Source organism: Marvinbryantia formatexigens DSM 14469, assembly GCF_025148285.1.
GTDB classification, from domain to species: domain Bacteria; phylum Bacillota; class Clostridia; order Lachnospirales; family Lachnospiraceae; genus Marvinbryantia; species Marvinbryantia formatexigens.
This window is the reverse complement of record NZ_CP102268.1, coordinates 4,467,581-4,485,798: the sequence shown is the minus strand read 5'-3', so window position 1 is coordinate 4,485,798 and position 18,218 is coordinate 4,467,581. Positions and strand designations below refer to the sequence as shown.

Sequence of the window (18,218 nt, the reverse complement as noted above, 5' to 3'; positions counted from 1 at the left end):
CATTCATAATCCGCTCATTTTTCTTCGAAAAATGGCTACTTATTCATGTTTTTGGCGGGTCCCAAGTTCAAAAATCCTCTTGCGAGCAAGCTCGCATCGGATTTTCGACCTTTTGACCCTGGTATCATTATAATATAGAAGAGGAGATATAACAAGTATATTGACAAAACGGAGGCGGGGATTTTTACAAAACAGGGGAAAATATTGGCGATAGTGTCCAAAGAAAAGCGTCGTTTTGCCAGTTGCAATGAAAAACGTCTGTGATATAGTATATATTATAGAAAAGATTTTTATAAAAGTAAAGAAAGATAAAGGGGACAGGAAGATGAAGGGAACATTTTTTACCGGGGCGGACCAGCCTCAGAAATTTGAAGTAAGGGATATGAGCTTTGCGCCGCTGCAGCCGCATGAGGTGCTGGTGAAAAATATGTCCGCCGGAATATGCGGGACGGACGTGCATATTTATCACGGGGAGAAGGGCTCGGCGGAGGTGAAGCCGCCGGTGGTCCTGGGACATGAATATGCGGGCATCGTGGTGGAGACAGGCGCTGCGGTGACAGAGGTGCAGGCGGGCGACCATGTGACGGTCGACCCGAATATTTACTGCGGAAAGTGCAGACCCTGTAAAATGGGAAAGAAGCAGAACTGCGAGCATCTGTTTGCCCTGGGCGTGAACGTAAACGGAGGCTTTGCGGAGTATTCCGTGGTGCCGGATACACAGTGCTTCCTGCTGAAGAAGGAAATTCCATTTGACGTGGGTGCGATGGCAGAGCCGCTTGCCTGCGCCATTCACGGCGTTGACCTCTGCGATATCCAGCAGGGGCAGAGCGTGCTTGTGATAGGCGGAGGTCCCATTGGTCTTCTGGTCGTACAGCTTGCCAGATTAAAAGGAGCTTCGCCGGTCATTTTAAGTGAACCGATGGAAATGCGCCGTCATATCGGACTTTCCGTCGGGGCAGATGCGGTGATTGATCCGCTTCATGAGAATGTGGCGGAAACGGTGAGAAGCCTCACCGGTGAGGACGGCGCCGATGTCGTGATTGAATGCGTGGGCAGACCGTTTGCGGCAGAGCAGGCAGTTGAAGCCGCCGGTCCTGGCGCCATGATAATGCTGTTCAGCGTACCGGCGGTCGATGCGACGATTCCGCTGCCGCTGTTTGAGATGTACAGAAAGGAACTGACTGTCAGAGGTTCCCGGATTAATCCAGATACGCACCAGAGAGCGGTCAATCTGATTAATGCGCAGCGGCTGGAAATAGAGAAGCTGATTACGCACACCTACGACCTCTATCATCTGGAGGACGCCATCCATATGCAGATGAGCAGCGAGTCCATCAAAGTGGTGGTGCATCCGCACGGATAAGTCACGGATAAGAAAACGTCATTTTTTTTAAAAGCTCTTGACGTATGGACGGAAACTGGGTATAATAATTTCAGTGCAATAAAAAATACCCACAGTTGTATTATGCACAATCTGCAACTGGAGGGAGGTTAGGTGTGAGACTATGTCAAATGTAATCGTTAAAGAAAACGAGACTTTGGACAGCGCATTACGCCGTTTCAAAAGAAACTGCGCGAAAGCTGGCATTCAGCAGGAGATTCGTAAGAGAGAGCATTACGAGAAGCCGAGTGTAAGACGCAAAAAGAAATCCGAAGCAGCTCGCAAACGTAAATTTAACTAATGTGCAAAAATGAATTCCCGGTCTGTGGACCGGGAATTTTGTAGCTGTCCAGCAGGCAGGAAAACCTGCACAGCCTGCTTTCCCGTTTTCCCGCATGGCTGATATTCGTTACTGTTCACGTCGTTCACAGTAACATTCGCAAATCCATTTGAAATTCGCTCCGCGAATGGGATTTGCTCACACCTGTATCACTTTCTTACGGACTTTGCCCACAGGACTAGCTGCGCGTCGCAGTGAATGCAAAGTCCTTACTTGAACAATAACTGAAATTCTGCGGAATTTTATCATCGTGCGGGAAATTTCTTGACTTTTTGTGCATTTTGTAGTATTGTATCTAAAGGTACAGATGTACCGTATTATGCACCTGTAGCTCAGGGGATAGAGCAGTGGTTTCCGGTACCACGTGTCGGGGGTTCGAATCCCTCCAGGTGCGTTTTAAATTGGAAAAAAATATAAAACGGGAGGAAGGGAATATGGATGATATCAGAGAGTGGATTTCCGATAATCTGCGCTATATACTGCTCGGTCTGGCACTGATTCTTGTCCTGGCGGTTGCGGTGGTCGGCATCCGGGCAATCAGCAATATTGCATCGGGAAAAAGTCCGGTGGCGGATCTGCAGCAGACAGAGTCTGAGACGCAGGCGGAAACCACAAAAGATGTGATTGTGGAGACTGAGCCGGCTGCGCAGACGGGTGTGCTGCAGGAGAATGACGGCAAGGTGCTGACAGCGATGACCTCCTATTACTCCGCACGGACGAACGGAGATACCGAGACACTGCAGAAGCTGGACCCTTCTCTGACGGAACAGGAGCTGGAGGAGCTGACCGGCGGATATGTGGAGCGCTATGAGGACATCCGGACCTACTCCCGGCAGGGGCTTGCAGACGGGGAGTATGTGGTGTATGTCTGTTACAACGGAAAGGTGCAGGACATCGATACGCTGGTGCCGAGTCTGACACAGTATTACTTAAAGAGCGACGACCAGGGAAGTCTGTATATTTACGATTATGCCGGCGATGCGGATACCGAGGCATTTCTGGAGGAAACGCGCAAAACCACCGAGGTGCAGGATCTGATTGCTTCTGTGCGCCAGGAGTGTGATGAGGCGGAGAATTCCGACCCGGCGCTGAAGGAATTTATGAGCCAGTATGGAAGTTCGCAGGAGGGCAGCACGGATGAGACGACGGCTGACGGGGAATCCGCCGCAGACGGCAGCGTGATGGTGGCGATTGACGAGTGCAATATCCGCACGGAGCCGAATACGGAATGCGATGTGCTTGGTGTGCTGTATATCGGTGAGACCATCACAAAGACGGGTGAGACGGAGGATGGCTGGACGCAGGTCGATTACAACGGGCAGACGGCTTATATCAAGAGCGAGTTCCTTTCTGTCCAGCAGGAGACAGAAAGCACGGAGACGACAGATCTGTCGGATGATTTTGCTCCCGGAAATGCAGCTTGACGGCGGCAAACCGGCAGGGGCGTTGCTTTCGGCTGGAGAGGCTATGACAGTCCGGCGGGTGCTTTTGGCTGAAGAGACTACGGCAAACTGTTAGGATTCTGTTTCCGGATCAGAGGATGATTATCCGGAGTTTAATCAAAAAAATGAATAGACATTATCTATTTTATTCAAAGTGACAATCATGAAAAAAATCTTGTCATGAAAAAGAAGTCAGTATATAATAAAATAGATGGACAAAGATGTCACAAAATGCAGACGGACCTGTTCCGCCTGCATTTTTCTGTTCTGCCGTTTTAAGAAGACTGCGCCTGCACGGACAGCGGCGGCTGAAGAGAGACATCCCAGAAACGATTTAAGGAGGAGAATGAAATGTCATACGTTGATGAGGTAATTGAGCAGGTTGTGAAGAAAAATCCTGCAGAGCCGGAATTCCACCAGGCAGTGAAAGAGGTTCTGGAATCCCTGAGAGTTGTTGTGGAAGCAAATGAAGAGAAATTCAGAAAGGATGCCCTGCTGGAGCGTCTGGTCGAGCCGGAGAGACAGATTAAATTCCGCGTTCCGTGGGTAGATGATAAAGGACAGGTTCAGGTAAACACCGGTTACCGTGTACAGTTTAACAGCGCGATCGGACCGTACAAGGGAGGTCTCCGTCTCCATCCGTCCGTAAACCTTGGTATCATCAAATTCCTTGGCTTCGAGCAGATTTTCAAAAATTCCCTCACAGGTCTGCCGATCGGCGGCGGCAAGGGCGGTTCTGATTTCGATCCGAAGGGCAAATCAGACAGAGAGGTTATGGCATTCTGCCAGAGCTTTATGACAGAGCTCTGCAAATATATCGGTGCGGACACCGACGTACCGGCGGGCGATATCGGTACCGGCGCGCGTGAGATTGGCTATATGTTCGGACAGTACAAGAGAATTAAAGGACTGTATGAGGGTGTGCTGACCGGAAAAGGTCTTTCCTACGGCGGCTCTCTTGCAAGAACAGAGGCGACCGGCTATGGTCTTCTGTATCTGACACAGGAGATTCTGAAGATTAACGGTAAGGAAATCAGCGGTATGACGGCGGCAGTTTCCGGTTCCGGAAACGTGGCGATCTACGCGATTCAGAAGGCGCAGGAGCTTGGCGTGAAGGTGCTCACCTGCTCCGATTCCACCGGCTGGGTATACGATCCGGAAGGCATCGATGTGGCGGCTTTGAAGGAAATCAAGGAAGTAAAGCGTGCTCGTCTGACAGAGTACAAAAACTATCGTCCGAATTCCGAGTATCACGAGGGCAGAGGCGTATGGACCATTAAGGTAGACCTTGCTCTTCCGTGCGCAACCCAGAACGAGCTGCTTCTTGACGATGCAAAACAGCTTGTGGCAAACGGCGTTACCGCAGTATGCGAGGGCGCGAACATGCCGACCACGCTGGAAGCGACCGAGTATCTGCAGGCAAACGGCGTAATCTTTGCACCGGGCAAGGCGGCAAATGCGGGCGGCGTTGCTACCTCCGCTCTGGAAATGTCCCAGAACAGCGAGAGGCTGAGCTGGTCCTTCGAGGAAGTAGATGCGAAGCTGCAGCAGATTATGATCAATATCACACATAATATCGCAGACGCAGCCGAGAGATACGGAATGCCGGGCAACTATGTGGCAGGTGCTAACATCGCGGGCTTTGAGAAGGTTGTAAATGCTATGACAGCACAGGGTATCGTATAAAAGACATGTCTTTTGTGATGCGGACGGAGCAGATACCTGCAAGTCCGCAGAAGAGAGAGAAAAAGGTTACTGTGAACGACGTGAACAGTAACAGAAAAAGGTTCAGTGAAATGTTCCCGCCTGCCAGACGACGGTGTCTGTCATGCGGGACGTTTTGCATCTGCTGTGAATGGAGTGAGCAGTAATGGACTGTTATGGTTCCCGGTATTTGTCGCAGAAAGCGCTTGACATTATCCGGCAAAGAGAGAATAATTAGAAATAAGAAAATGCACGGTACGCCTGCAGAAAAAGCTGCCATGCGATGAGGAGGAAAAATTATGTTAGATATCAAAATCACAAAAACAACAAACCCGAAGCCTCTTCCGACGGAGGATAATCCGCTGGTATTTGGTACTATTTTTACGGACCATATGTATGTAATGGAGTATACAAAGGGACAGGGATGGCATGACCCGGAGATTATGCCGTATCAGCCGATTTCTCTTGATCCGTCCGCAATGGTGTTTCACTATGGGCAGGAAATGTTTGAAGGTCTGAAGGCATATAAGACAGAGGACGGAAGAATCCTGCTGTTCCGCCCGGACAAAAACATTGAGCGTGCAAATAATTCCAATAAGCGTCTGGAAATCCCGAAGATTCCGGAGGACGACTTCCTGAATGCCATAAAAACACTGGTAAAGGTGGATGCGGCATGGATTCCGACAAAGCCGGGCACTTCTCTTTACATCCGCCCGTTTGTTATCGCGACGGATCCGTTCCTCGGCGTACGTCCGTCAGATACCTATAAATTCATCATCATTCTCTCACCGGTAGGCGCGTACTATCCGGAGGGACTGAATCCTGTGAAAATCTGGATCGAGGATGAGTATGTAAGAGCCGTAAGAGGCGGCATCGGCGAGGCAAAGACCGGCGGAAACTATGTGGCTTCCCTGGCGGCGCAGATCAAGGCACATGATGAGGGCTATTCTCAGGTGCTCTGGCTGGACGGCGTGGAAAGAAAATACATCGAAGAAGTGGGCGCGATGAACATCTTTTTTAAGATTAACGGCACTGTGGTGACACCGATGCTGAACGGAAGTATTCTTCCGGGTGTTACCAGAAATACCTGCATCCAGCTCTGCAAAGAGTGGGGGCTTCCGGTGGAGGAGCGCCGCATTTCGGTGGACGAGCTGGTAGAAGCGGCAAAGAACGGAACGCTGGAAGAGGTATGGGGTTCCGGTACGGCAGCCGTTATCTCCCCGGTTGGACATCTGCGCTATGAGAACGACGTATTCCAGATTGCTGACGGCGGCATCGGAGAAGTCAGCCAGAAGCTGTATGACACCGTAACCGGTATCCAGCTCGGAAAGCTGGAGGACAAGCACGGCTGGACAGTTGAAGTAAAATAACCTGCGGGAAAATATCCCGTGGAAAGAAAATATCCGGTACGTAAAAAAATGGCACCCCGCGGGGTGTCATTTTTAATTGCCAGGCATTTGAAGGGAGCTGCCGGTGTGCCCGGCAGATTTCAGCGCTTTGCCTGCGGTTCCCAGCGGACGAGCCGGATGGAATTGAGCAATACGCAGATGGTGGCGGCGTTGTGAAGAAGAGCACCGGGCACCATTGGCAGCAGTCCCAGACTGGAAAGCGTGATGCCTGCAAAATTCATAAGGCAGGCGAACAGGATAATGTTCTCCAGAATGATGGTGCGCGCTTTGTGGGCGAGGGCAAGTGCGCAGGACAGGCTGGCGGTGGTGCATTTTTCCGAAAAGATGACGTCAGCATCCACTGAGCAGCCGAGCGTCAGACCGTTATCCGTGCGGTAAAGCCCGCCCTCCGGCAGGGGCTGCACAGATTTTGCGGCGCCCAGACGCTCCACGGTCTCGCCGTCCGGAAGGAGGATGCCGCGCCTTGCCGCGTTGATTACGCAGGATAATACCGCCGCCGGACTGGAGAGCACCAGGGAGCAGGGGCAGGCAATCACCAGGATGGACATCACGCGCGAAATATCGCGGGTAAAGATGAAGACGACAGCGCAGATTCCGAGGATCACAGGCAGAAAATACCTGGAAAAACGGTCGGCCAGGCGGTGCACATTTCCGCCCTCCCCGGAGGCATGCCCGCCCGTTTTCGACGAGGCGGGAAGGGAGGATAACAGGGCGTCCGCTGTCAGCCTTGTTTTTTCCATCGTGAAATCCTCCAGCGCCTCGCCGAGAAGCATCATAAAGGAAACCTCCGCGCCCTCCATAAATTCACCGGTGAATATGGAGCCAATCAGCGCAAGTACAACGAGAATACCGGTCGTGACTGTGCGTGTGCGCCAGACGTCCCGCAGCGTATCATAGCAGATACGACCGCCGCCGACAGCGAGCGGGACCAGCGCCGCCGGAGCGGGCAGCGGCAGGGCAAAAACCTCGTCGATAAGGACGGCGAGCACTATCAGAAGCAATACGAATGCCGGAAAGCCAAATGCCTCCCGGTATATTTTTTTGTCCATAAAATCCCTCATTTCTTTTTAGTTGTCATGCATCCGAAGGGAGCTGCCGGTGGCAGGCCCTGCAGGTCAGTGGTGGTTGTGTGCAGCAGTCCGGTCTTTGCATTTCGATGCAAAGACCGGAAAAAGTGGTATTTATAAAAGCTGGATGCCGTTTTGTCTGGCTTTTGCCGCGATATCATCCGGCCACAGCGACACCTGTACTTCGCCGATATGCGCCTTGCGCAGATAGAACATACAGATACGCGACTGTCCGATACCGCCGCCAATGGTATAGGGCAGATCCTTTTCCAGAATTGCCTTCTGGAAGGGGAGCGACGCGCGCTCCGGGCATCCGGCAATTTCAAGCTGACGCAGCAGGCTTTCCTCATCTACACGGATTCCCATAGAAGAGAGCTCCAGCGCGATATCCAGCACAGGATAGTATACGATGATATCGCCGTTTAACGCCCAGTCATCGTAATCCGGCGCTCTGCCGTCATGACGCTCTCCGGAGGCGAGTACACCGCCGATCTGCATGATAAATACAGCGCCCTTTTCCTTCACAATGCGGTATTCACGCTCTTTCGGCGTGCAGTCCGGATAGAGATCCTCCAGTTCCTGCGAGGTGATAAAGAAGATTTCCTTCGGAAGAATTTCTTCAATGTAATCGTACTGGATCGCCATGTACTTTTCTGTCTTTTTCAGTACCTTATAAATGGTGCGCACCACTTCCTTTAATGTGTCCACGGTGCGCTCCTCGCGGGAAATGATTTTTTCCCAGTCCCACTGATCCACGTAGATGGAGTGGATGTTGTCGGTATCCTCATCCCGGCGGATGGCGTTCATATCGGTGTACAGTCCCTCACCGTGGGCAAAGCCGTACTCCTTCAACGCATAGCGCTTCCACTTTGCCAGGGAATGCACGATTTCTGCGGTATTCTCATTCTGTTCGCGGATGCCGAAGGAAACGGGGCGTTCTATGCCGTTTAAATTGTCGTTCAGCCCGGAATCCGGGGTGACAAACAGCGGCGCGGATACACGCAGCAGATTCAGCCGGGACGCCAGCGTCTGCTGGAAAAAATCCTTTACCGTTTTGATGGCGACCTGCGTATCGTGAAGATTCAGTGCCGATTCGTAATGTTCGGGAATAATCAAATGTTCCATATCCTGTTAAAATCCTCCCTTGCCGTACCGGCTGATACGGAAGCCGGTATGTGAATTTCATTTCTTACACAGTATAACAGATTTCCGGGAAAATACAAGAAAAACAAATTTTCCGCAGACAGGGCAGCGGTGATTCATGAGAATTTTACATTATATTGATAAATATATTTCATTAAAACGGGTCTTGTAATTAAAAAAATGGTATGTTATGATTGAGAACATGATAAATGCGATGAAGGAGACTCTTGCCAGGGAACTTGACAGGAATACGGCGTCACCGACTGAGAGCGCTGTTTAAGGGAAGGGGCATACAGGGAACACTCCGGAGCAGACCGGTTGAACGGGCGGCTTTTCTGATGCGGGAAAACGCGGGAATTTTCTGCGGGGAACGCTTTTCAGGCTGCAGTAGGTCGGTACGTAAAGCAGACGTTATATGCTTTTGAGACAGAATCCGCGGATTCTGTGAATGCGGGTGGTACCGCGGATAAAGAGATTTATTCGCCCCGGAATACGTTTGTATTCCGGGGTTTTTTGCGGGAAAGAATGTAGCCGTGCAAATCCGGTGTTTCGGAGTTTGCGCATGCTGGTATGCAGGCAAACGCAGAAAAAGGCGGATTTATAGGGCATCAGCCCCGCGACCGACATGGAGCGAAGCGAAATGGAGGTGCACGGCGGAAAGAATAGGAGGAGTGCAGATTATGAGCAATATTTACAGAGATGTGACATTGAACCAGGTGAGTGAGGCGGATATCGGAAAGGAGCTGCGCATCGCAGGCTGGGTGGAGAATATCCGTGACCACGGCGGCGTTTCGTTTGTGGATGTGCGCGATATGTACGCCGTGATGCAGGTGGTTCTGCGGGACGGCGCGCTGCTGGATGGCATCCGCAGGGAGCAGGCGGTCTCCATCAAAGGAATCGTGGAAAAGCGCGATGAGGAGACTTATAATCCGAAAATTCCCACCGGAACCATCGAGCTGGAGGCGCACGAAATCACCGTTCTGGGCGGTGTTTACAAAAATCTTCCGTTTGAGGTGCAGATCAGCCGCGAGGTGCGCGAGGATGTCCGCCTGAAATACCGCTATCTGGACCTGCGCAACAAAAAAGTAAAGGACAACATCATTTTCCGCTCGCAGGTGATTTCCTTCCTGCGCCAGAAGATGACAGAGCTGGGCTTTCTGGAAATCCAGACGCCGATTCTGTGCGCGTCCTCCCCGGAGGGAGCGCGGGACTACATCGTTCCGTCGCGCAAATTCAAAGGGAAATTTTACGCGCTGCCGCAGGCGCCGCAGCAGTATAAGCAGCTTCTGATGGTATCCGGCTTTGATAAATATTTCCAGATCGCGCCCTGCTTCCGCGACGAGGATGCGCGTGCGGACCGCTCGCCGGGCGAGTTTTACCAGCTTGATTTCGAGATGAGCTTCGCCACCCAGGAGGAAGTATTCAAAGTGGGCGAAGAGGTGCTGACGGCGACCTTTGAAAAATTTGCGCCGGAGGGATACGCGGTCACGAAAGCGCCGTATCCGGTCATCAGCTATAAGCAGGCGATGCTGGAATTCGGCACCGACAAGCCGGATCTGCGCAATCCGCTGCGCATCATCGATGTGACAGACTTTTTCCAGAAATGCACCTTTAAGCCGTTTCTTGGCAGGACTGTGCGCGCTATCCGCGTACATGAAAAGATGTCCAAGGGCTTCCACGAGCGGCTGCTGAAATTCGCCACCGGCATCGGCATGGGCGGGCTCGGCTATCTGGAGGTGCTGGAGGATAAATCCTACAAGGGTCCGATCGACAAATTTATTCCGGAGGAGCTGAAGGAAGAATTTGCGCAGCTTGCAGGGCTTTCCGTGGGCGACACCATTTTCTTCATGGCGGATAAGGAGGAGCGCGCCGCCTACTATGCCGGTATGATCCGTACAGAGCTGGGCGAAAAGCTGGATCTCCTTGAGAAAAACGCCTATCGGTTCTGTTATGTGAACGATTTCCCGATGTTTGAGAAGGAACCGCAGACAAAGCAGATCGGATTCACGCACAATCCGTTCTCCATGCCGCAGGGCGGTCTGGAGGCGCTGGAAACCATGAATCCGCTGGATGTTCTGGCGTATCAGTACGATATCGTCTGCAACGGCGTGGAGCTGTCGTCCGGTGCGGTGCGCAACCACGACATGCGGATTATGAAAAAAGCCTTCGAGATTGCCGGGTACGATGAAGAAGTCTTAAAGAGCAAATTCGGGGCGCTCTACAATGCCTTCTGCTTCGGAGCGCCGCCGCATGCCGGTATGGCGCCGGGCATCGACCGTATGCTGATGCTCTTAAAGAACGAAGAAAACATCCGCGAGGTCATTGCTTTCCCGATGAACGGCAACGCCGAAGACCTGATGTGTGGCGCGCCGGGCACGGTCACGGAGCAGCAGCTTCGCGAGGTACACATTAAAGTGAGAGATTAGGAGAGAAGCTATGGCAAATATCATTTCGGACGAGACGATAGAGTATGTCGGTATCCTGGCGAAGCTGGAGCTGTCTGACGAGGAAAAAGAGCAGGCGAAGGCGGACATGGGAAAAATGCTGGATTATATTGATAAATTAAACGAGCTGGATACCACGGGAATTGAGCCGATGTCGCACGTATTCCCGGTGCAGAACGTGTTCCGCGAGGACATGGTCACAAACGGGGACGACCGGGAAGCAATGCTGAAAAATGCGCCGGAGGAAAAGGACGGAGCGTTTGTGGTGCCAAGAACGGTAGAATAGTATGATGCAGAAGGGGGGAACCGATGTGAATTTGATGGATATGACGGCGCTTGCGCTTGCGAAGAAAATCCGGGCGGGCGAGGTGAGCGCGCCGGAGGCGGCGCGGGCGGCGCTGGAGCAGATAAAAAGATTAGAGGGCACTGTTCACGCCTACGTGACCGTCGACGAGGAGGGCGCGCTGAAGCAGGCGGAAGAGGTGCAGAAAAAAATTGAGGCGGGCGAGCTGACCGGTCCGCTTGCCGGGGTTCCGGCGGCAATTAAGGACAATATGTGCACAAAAGGTCTGCTGACCACCTGCAGCTCCCGCATTCTGGAAAATTTTGTGCCGACCTACACGGCGCAGGCGGTGGAAAATCTGGAGGCGGCGGGCGTCGTGGTACTGGGGAAGACAAATATGGATGAGTTTGCGATGGGAAGCACGACGGAGACCTCCGCATACGGAGTGACGCGGAACCCCTGGAATCCGGAGCATGTGCCGGGCGGTTCGTCGGGCGGCTCCTGCGCGGCGGTGGCGGCAAACGAATGCTCCTTCGCGCTCGGCTCGGACACCGGCGGCTCCATCCGCCAGCCGAGCTCCTTCTGCGGTGTCACCGGCATCAAGCCGACCTACGGCACTGTATCGCGCTACGGGCTGATCGCCTACGGCTCCTCGCTCGACCAGATTGGTCCGGTTGCAAAGGACGTGAGCGACTGCGCGGCGATTCTGGAGGTAATCGCTTCCTGGGATAGGAAGGACAGCACCTCCATAAAACGCGACGACTGTGATTTCACATCGGCGCTGACGGACGATGTGAAGGGCATGAAAATCGGGATCCCGCGCGATTATCTGGGCAGCGGTCTGGATGTGGAGGTAAAGCAGGCGATTCTGGCAGCGGCTGAGGTACTGCGGGAGAAGGGCGCAGAGGTGGAAGAATTTGATTTAAGCCTTGTGGAATACGCAATTCCGGCATATTACACTATCGCCTCGGCGGAGGCAAGCTCCAATCTTTCCCGCTTTGACGGCATTAAATACGGCTACCGGGCAAAGGAATACGAGGGGCTGCATCAGATGTATAAAAAGAGTCGATCAGAGGGCTTCGGACCGGAGGTAAAGCGCCGCATTATGCTGGGCTCCTTCGTGCTCAGCTCCGGCTATTATGACGCATATTATTTAAAGGCGCTGCGCACAAAGGCGCTGATTAAGCAGGCATTTGACAGGGCATTTGCAAAATACGATGTGATACTGGGACCGGCGGCACCCGCCACGGCGCCAAAGCTTGGCGAGAGCCTGTCCAATCCGCTGCAGATGTACCTTGGCGATATTTATACGATCTCGGCAAATCTCGCCGGGATTCCGGGCATCAGCGTGCCCTGCGGAAGAGACAGCAAAGGGCTGCCGATTGGGCTGCAGCTTCTTGGCGACTGCTTCCAGGAGAAAAAAATCATCCGGGCGGCATACAGCTTTGAGTGCAGCCGCACCTACGAGGCGCCGGCGCTGGCGGGAAAGGCGGTGGAGTAAATGGCAAAGCAATATGAGACAGTCATCGGACTGGAGGTCCACGTAGAGCTGGCGACAAAGACGAAAATCTTCTGCGGCTGCTCCACGCAGTTCGGCGGAGCGCCCAATACACACACCTGCCCGGTCTGCACCGGAATGCCCGGCTCGCTTCCGGTCTTAAATAAACAGGTGGTAGAGTATGCGCTCGCTGTCGGTCTGGCGACCAACTGCCAGATCAACCAGCATTGCAAATTTGACCGCAAGAATTATTTCTATCCGGACAATCCGCAGAATTACCAGATTTCGCAGCTTTATCTGCCAATCTGTCACGACGGCGGCGTCGAGATAGAGACAGAGAAGGGCAAAAAGACGATTGGCATTCACGAAATCCATATGGAGGAGGACGCCGGAAAGCTCATTCACGATGAATGGGAGGACTGCTCTCTGGTGGACTTTAACCGCAGCGGCGTGCCGCTGATTGAAATCGTGTCAGAGCCGGATATGCGCAGCGCGGAGGAGGTAATTGCCTACCTCGATAAGCTGCGTCTGATTATCCAGTATCTCGGCGCCTCCGACTGCAAGCTGCAGGAGGGCTCCATGCGCGCGGACGTCAACCTTTCCGTGCGCGAGGCGGGAGCGGAAAAATTCGGTACCCGCACCGAGATGAAAAACCTGAATTCCTTTAAGGCGATCGCCCATGCCATCGAAAACGAGCGGGAGCGTCAGATAGATTTGCTGGAGGCGGGAGAAGCGGTGGTGCAGGAGACGCGCCGGTGGGACGACACAAAAGAATACTCCTACGCGATGCGCTCCAAGGAGGACGCGCAGGATTACCGCTATTTCCCGGATCCCGATCTGACGCCGGTGTATATCAGCGACGAGTGGATCGCGCGCGTGCGCGCCGCACAGCCGGAGCTGCGCACGGAAAAGCTGCAGCGCTATAAGGAAGAATTTTCCATTCCGGAGTACGATGCCGGTATCCTCACATCCTCCAAGCGGCTGGCGGATCTCTTCGAGGAGGCGACCGCCATCTGCAAAAAGCCGAAGAAAGTCTCCAACTGGCTGATGGGCGAGACGCTGCGTCTTTTAAAGGAGAACGGGCAGGAGCCGGAGGATTTGCGCTTCTCTCCGGAAAACCTGGCAAAGCTGGTAAATCTTGCGGATGCCGGCACGGTGAACAACCGCGTGGCGAAAGAGGTCTTCGAGAAAATCTTTACGGATGATATCGACCCGGAGGTATACGTGGAGGAGCACGGTCTGAAGACCGTCAATGACGAGGGCGCGCTGCGCAGCACGGTGGAAGCGGTCATCGCTGCAAATCCGCAGTCGGTTGCGGACTATAAGGGCGGCAAGGAGAAGGCAATCGGGTTCCTTGTCGGGCAGACGATGAAGGCGATGAAGGGCAAGGCGGATCCCGGCGCCGTGAATAAAATGCTGAAGGAAATTTTATCCAGATAATCCGGGGCTTGTTTTTTTGCCAAAGAGCAGATATACTATCTTGTGAGAAAGGGGAGCTTTCATGAAGAGACGTATATCTGTTTTCTTTCACGGGAAACATTTTCCAGCGAAAAAGGAACCGCTTTGCGGGAGGGATTTTCCTGCGAAAAAGGAACCGCCTTGCGGGAGACGCAGCGTGCAGGCGGTTTTACTGATGATAATCCTTCTGTCTGTTCTGACCGGGTGCAGCCGCGCGACGATGAACGCGCAGATCGCGGAGAGCATCGGCACGCTTGGCATGTATGAAAATAACGAACCGGTGGAAACGCCGAAGATGAAGGCACAGCGTGAGATACAGGAACAGAAGGAAGCGGCGGAGGAAGAACTGACCGGGCATCTGGAGCGGGCGGCGCGGCTTGCCGCATCCTATGATTACGAGGCGGCGCTGGCGGAGCTGAACGAAATCAGTGAGGAGCATGCGGAGGACGACCGCGTGATCAGTGCCAGGATTGAATATCAGCGCCTTTCCGGACAGATGGAGGGATACGGCGGCGATATCGCCCATCTTTCGGTGAAGTCACTGATTGTGGACACGGAGCGCGCGTTTGATGACGACGACATGGCCTATTATTATAATTACTGGGCGCTGACGACGGAGGAATTTAAGGCGATTCTGCAGTCGCTCTACGACCGCGGTTATGTGCTGATGGATGTTCATGAGAGCGTGGTCGAGGTGCAGAATGAGGACGGGACAACCAGCTTTGCCGTCAATACGCCGGCTGTTCCGGAGGGAAAGATTCCGATGGTGCTTTCCTTTACGGAGGCAAATTATTATGATTACCAGGAGGGCGACGGCTTCTCCGGACGGATGGTGCTGGACGATAACGGCAATGTGATGAATGAGTACACGGATGCCTCCGGGCAGACGCTGGTCGGGGCATACGACGTCGTGCCGATCGTGGATGAATTTGTGGAGGAGCATCCGGACTTTTCACTGCGCGGCGCGAAGGGGATTATCTCTGTCACCGGCTATGAGGGCGTATTCGGCTATGGCATCGAGACGGGAGGCAGCACGATAGCGGCGATAGCGGACCGGCTGAAGGAAACCGGGTGGCAGATCGCCTGCCAGGGTTTTTCCGACAACACGATGGAGAGCGATATGGATGTCAGCGAGCTGGAGGACGACCTGGATGCGTGGAGTAACAAAATCGGCTCTCTGGTGGGCGATACCGATCTGCTGATTTATCCATACGGCGAAGAGGTGACGGCGGGCACCGACCGGCAGGCGCTGCTGCTGGAGAAGGGCTATCAGTTCTTTTTCAGCATCTGGACCACGGCGGACTTTATCGAGGTGCAGCCGGATTACGTCCGGCAGACGCGGCGGACCCTGGACGGCTACGATTTATACATGTACGCCGACTATCTGACGGACTTCTTTGATGCGGATGAAATTCTGGATGACACCAGACCGGCATTTGAATGAAGTATTTAATGATATTGAGGTCAAAAGCCCCCGATATGATGCCTGCGGATTGCGACGCGTAGCTAGTCCTTTAGGGTTACGTGCTTCGCACTTCCACATCTCCGCTTCGCTCCGGTCCGCGCTAAACGGATGTCCACCGGACATCCAGCGCCCTACCCGCTATTCGCATATCGTGGGATATACATCCCACTTTTATGCTCATATCGGGGCGGGTCCCAAGGTCTTACGCCCACTATAGAGCAAGCTCATGTGGGCTCAGACCTTTTGACCCTGGCATCATAAAATCTTCTTAAATTCCCTCTTTACAAAAGAGGGAATTTCCTCTATACTGGAACTACATCTTGTAAACTAGTAAGAAAAAATACACCAGATATAGTTACACGGGAGGAAATAACATGTATGTAATCAAAAAGGACGGGACCGAGGAAGAGTTTAACGTAGAGAAAATCGTAGTCGCAGTGAACAAATCTGCCGCCCGCGCTTTATATAAATTCACGCCTCAGGAGATAGAGGAGCTTTGTGAGTTTGCGACCAGACGCGCGCAGGAGATGGGGAAAGAGGGCATTACTATCCAGGAAATGCATAATATCGTGGAGAGCGCCCTGGAGAAGGTAAGCCCGGCGGTCGCGAAGAGCTATCGCGATTATCGCAATTATAAAGTGGATTTTATCCACATGATGGACGACGTATATACAAAGAGCCAGTCCATTCGCTACATCGGCGATAAGAGCAACGCCAACACGGACAGCGCGCTGGTGGCGACAAAGCGCAGTCTTATTTTCAACGAGCTGAACAAAAATCTTTACCAGAAGTTTTTTATGACCCGCGACGAGCGCCAGGCGTGCAAGGATGGTTATATCTACATACACGACCAGTCCGCGCGTCTGGATACGATGAACTGCTGTCTGTTCGATGTCGGCTCGGTGTTAAAGGGCGGCTTTGAGATGGGCAATGTCTGGTACAACGAACCGAAGACGCTGGATACCGCCTTTGACGTGATGGGCGATATCGTGCTCAGCACGGCGGCGCAGCAGTACGGCGGCTTTACGGTGCCGGAGGTCGATAAGATTCTGGCGCCCTACGCGGAGAAAAGCTATAAAAAATACGTGGAGGAATTTCTGAAATACACGGATGCCTCCTGGGAGGGCATACAGGAGCGGGCGAAGCGCTATGCGCTCGATAAGGTGAAGCGCGATTACGACCAGGGCTGGCAGGGAATCGAGTATAAGCTGAACACGGTCGGCTCCTCCCGCGGGGATTATCCGTTTGTCACCATGACGTTAGGTCTGGGACAGTCTGATTTTGAGCGGATGTGCAGCATTTCCCTGCTGAATGTGCATAAGGAAGGACAGGGAAAGCCGGGCAATAAAAAGCCGGTGCTGTTCCCGAAGATCGTATTTCTGTTTGACGAAAACCTGCACGGCGACGGCAAGCCGTGCGCGGATGTATTTGAGGCGGGACTGGAATGCTCCGCAAAGACCATGTATCCGGACTGGCTTTCCCTCTCCGGCAAGGGCTATGTGGCGAGCATGTACAAGCAGTATGGCCGCGTGATCAGTCCGATGGGCTGCCGGGCGTTTTTAAGCCCGTGGTACGAGCGCGGCGGAATGCATCCGGCGGATAAGGACGACAAGCCGGTCTTTGTCGGACGCTTCAATGTGGGCGCGGTCAGCCTGCATCTGCCGATGATCCTGGCGAAATCCCGCCAGGAGAGCCGCGATTTCTATGAGGTGCTGGATTATTATCTGGAAATGATACGGAATATCCACATCCGCACCTACGAATATCTGGGAGAAATGCGCGCTTCGACAAATCCGCTCGCCTACTGCGAGGGCGGCTTTTACGGCGGACACCTCGACCCCGGAGCCAAAATCAAGCCGCTCTTAAAACCGATGACCTCCTCCTTCGGCATTACGGCGCTCAATGAGCTGCAGGAGCTTTACAACGGCAAATCCATCGCCGAGGACGGACAGTTTGCGCTGGAGGTCATGCAGTACATCAACAAAAAGGTCAACGAGTTCAAGGAGGAGGACGGCTGGCTGTACGCCATCTACGGCACTCCGGCGGAGAGCCTCTGCGGTCTTCAGGTGGAGCAGTTCCGCAGACAGTACGGCATCGTGGAAAACGTTTCCGACCGTCCGTATGTGAGCAACAGCTTCCACTGCCATGTGACAGAGGATATTTCCCCGATAGAGAAGCAGGATCTGGAGGGGCGCTTCTGGGATCTGTGCAACGGCGGCAAGATTCAGTATGTGCGCTACCCGATTGACTACAACAAAGAAGCAATCAAAAGTCTTATCCTGCGCGCCATGAAGCTGGGTTATTATGAGGGCGTCAATCTCTCCCTCGCTTACTGCGACGACTGCGGGCACCAGGAGCTGGAAATGGACGTGTGCCCGAAATGCGGCTCCAAAAATCTCACCAAAATCGACCGCATGAACGGCTATCTCTCCTATAGCCGCGTACACGGCGATACCCGGCTCAACTCCGCAAAAATGGCGGAAATCGCAGAGCGCGTCTCCATGTAGGCACGCAGACTCCTGCAGAAAAATATAGCCAGGGACTCCGGAACGATATATGACGCCGGAGTCCTTTGCATTTTTAC

The 18,218-nt window shown here is 53.2% G+C and carries 14 protein-coding genes and 1 tRNA gene; 13 read left to right on the top strand and 2 right to left on the bottom strand.

The window, feature by feature from the left end; all coding sequences use genetic code 11:
- Positions 1-325 precede the first annotated feature (325 nt).
- From NQ534_RS20970 to NQ534_RS20945, 6 genes are all read left to right on the top strand, one after another.
- Positions 326-1,363, top strand: a complete 1,038-nt coding sequence (locus tag NQ534_RS20970; protein ID WP_040785608.1) for a zinc-dependent alcohol dehydrogenase family protein — start codon at positions 326-328, stop codon at positions 1,361-1,363.
- 142 nt (positions 1,364-1,505) lie between these two features.
- Positions 1,506-1,682 carry a 30S ribosomal protein S21 gene (gene rpsU, locus NQ534_RS20965; protein ID WP_006864570.1) on the top strand — a complete coding sequence of 59 codons (177 nt, stop codon included), beginning with the start codon at positions 1,506-1,508 and terminating at the stop codon, positions 1,680-1,682.
- 360 nt (positions 1,683-2,042) lie between these two features.
- Positions 2,043-2,115 (top strand) — tRNA-Arg (locus NQ534_RS20960).
- A 40-nt stretch (positions 2,116-2,155) separates the two neighbouring features.
- Complete coding sequence (locus NQ534_RS20955) at positions 2,156-3,145, top strand: SH3 domain-containing protein (protein ID WP_074680143.1); 990 nt, start codon at positions 2,156-2,158, stop codon at positions 3,143-3,145.
- Positions 3,146-3,514: 369 nt separating this feature from the next.
- Positions 3,515-4,849 (top strand): NADP-specific glutamate dehydrogenase, encoded by a 1,335-nt coding sequence (gene gdhA / locus NQ534_RS20950; RefSeq protein ID WP_006864567.1) that lies wholly within the window; start codon positions 3,515-3,517, stop codon positions 4,847-4,849.
- Between the two features lie 317 nt (positions 4,850-5,166).
- The gene (locus NQ534_RS20945; RefSeq protein ID WP_006864565.1) at positions 5,167-6,237 is read left to right on the top strand and encodes a branched-chain amino acid aminotransferase; all 1,071 of its coding nucleotides are present in this window, start codon (positions 5,167-5,169) and stop codon (positions 6,235-6,237) included.
- Between the two features lie 119 nt (positions 6,238-6,356).
- On the opposite strand, the gene NQ534_RS20940 is transcribed toward NQ534_RS20945, so the two are convergent.
- Both NQ534_RS20940 and asnA read right to left on the bottom strand, forming a co-directional pair.
- Positions 6,357-7,325, bottom strand: coding sequence for an HAD family hydrolase (locus NQ534_RS20940; RefSeq protein WP_074680146.1), 969 nt, complete (start codon positions 7,323-7,325; stop codon positions 6,357-6,359).
- Between the two features lie 132 nt (positions 7,326-7,457).
- Positions 7,458-8,468: an aspartate--ammonia ligase gene (gene asnA / locus NQ534_RS20935; RefSeq protein WP_006864485.1), complete on the bottom strand. Its 1,011-nt coding sequence runs from the start codon at positions 8,466-8,468 to the stop codon at positions 7,458-7,460.
- Between the two features lie 698 nt (positions 8,469-9,166).
- Between asnA and aspS the strand changes: the two genes are divergently transcribed.
- From aspS to nrdD, 7 genes are all read left to right on the top strand, one after another.
- The gene (gene aspS / locus NQ534_RS20930) at positions 9,167-10,912 is read left to right on the top strand and encodes an aspartate--tRNA ligase (RefSeq protein ID WP_006864488.1); all 1,746 of its coding nucleotides are present in this window, start codon (positions 9,167-9,169) and stop codon (positions 10,910-10,912) included.
- Positions 10,913-10,922: 10 nt separating this feature from the next.
- Complete coding sequence (gatC, locus tag NQ534_RS20925) at positions 10,923-11,216, top strand: Asp-tRNA(Asn)/Glu-tRNA(Gln) amidotransferase subunit GatC (protein ID WP_006864489.1); 294 nt, start codon at positions 10,923-10,925, stop codon at positions 11,214-11,216.
- A 25-nt stretch (positions 11,217-11,241) separates the two neighbouring features.
- Positions 11,242-12,714: an Asp-tRNA(Asn)/Glu-tRNA(Gln) amidotransferase subunit GatA gene (gene gatA, locus NQ534_RS20920; protein ID WP_176944207.1), complete on the top strand. Its 1,473-nt coding sequence runs from the start codon at positions 11,242-11,244 to the stop codon at positions 12,712-12,714.
- On the top strand, positions 12,715-14,151 hold the full coding sequence (gene gatB / locus NQ534_RS20915; RefSeq protein ID WP_006864491.1) for an Asp-tRNA(Asn)/Glu-tRNA(Gln) amidotransferase subunit GatB: 1,437 nt from the start codon (positions 12,715-12,717) through the stop codon (positions 14,149-14,151).
- Positions 14,152-14,326: 175 nt separating this feature from the next.
- Entirely contained in the window at positions 14,327-15,613 is a 1,287-nt protein-coding gene (locus tag NQ534_RS20910; protein WP_143115845.1) for a hypothetical protein, read from the top strand.
- A complete protein-coding gene (locus NQ534_RS21940) occupies positions 15,588-15,851 on the top strand; it encodes a hypothetical protein (protein WP_074680149.1) in 264 nt (87 codons plus the stop codon). Before NQ534_RS20910 ends, NQ534_RS21940 begins: the two co-directional genes overlap by 26 nt.
- A gap of 157 nt (positions 15,852-16,008) precedes the next feature.
- A complete protein-coding gene (gene nrdD / locus NQ534_RS20905; protein ID WP_006864493.1) occupies positions 16,009-18,141 on the top strand; it encodes an anaerobic ribonucleoside-triphosphate reductase in 2,133 nt (710 codons plus the stop codon).
- Positions 18,142-18,218 lie beyond the last annotated feature (77 nt).

Coding starts and splice junctions, on each gene's coding strand:
- rpsU (WP_006864570.1), top strand. CDS start 1,506: ATGTCAAATGTAATCGTTAAAGAAAACGAGACTTTGGACAGCGCATTA.
- NQ534_RS21940 (WP_074680149.1), top strand. CDS start 15,588: ATGACACCAGACCGGCATTTGAATGAAGTATTTAATGATATTGAGGTC.
- gatB (WP_006864491.1), top strand. CDS start 12,715: ATGGCAAAGCAATATGAGACAGTCATCGGACTGGAGGTCCACGTAGAG.
- NQ534_RS20955 (WP_074680143.1), top strand. CDS start 2,156: ATGGATGATATCAGAGAGTGGATTTCCGATAATCTGCGCTATATACTG.
- NQ534_RS20970 (WP_040785608.1), top strand. CDS start 326: ATGAAGGGAACATTTTTTACCGGGGCGGACCAGCCTCAGAAATTTGAA.
- NQ534_RS20940 (WP_074680146.1), bottom strand. CDS start 7,325: ATGGACAAAAAAATATACCGGGAGGCATTTGGCTTTCCGGCATTCGTA.
- gatC (WP_006864489.1), top strand. CDS start 10,923: ATGGCAAATATCATTTCGGACGAGACGATAGAGTATGTCGGTATCCTG.
- aspS (WP_006864488.1), top strand. CDS start 9,167: ATGAGCAATATTTACAGAGATGTGACATTGAACCAGGTGAGTGAGGCG.
- asnA (WP_006864485.1), bottom strand. CDS start 8,468: ATGGAACATTTGATTATTCCCGAACATTACGAATCGGCACTGAATCTT.
- NQ534_RS20945 (WP_006864565.1), top strand. CDS start 5,167: ATGTTAGATATCAAAATCACAAAAACAACAAACCCGAAGCCTCTTCCG.
- nrdD (WP_006864493.1), top strand. CDS start 16,009: ATGTATGTAATCAAAAAGGACGGGACCGAGGAAGAGTTTAACGTAGAG.
- gdhA (WP_006864567.1), top strand. CDS start 3,515: ATGTCATACGTTGATGAGGTAATTGAGCAGGTTGTGAAGAAAAATCCT.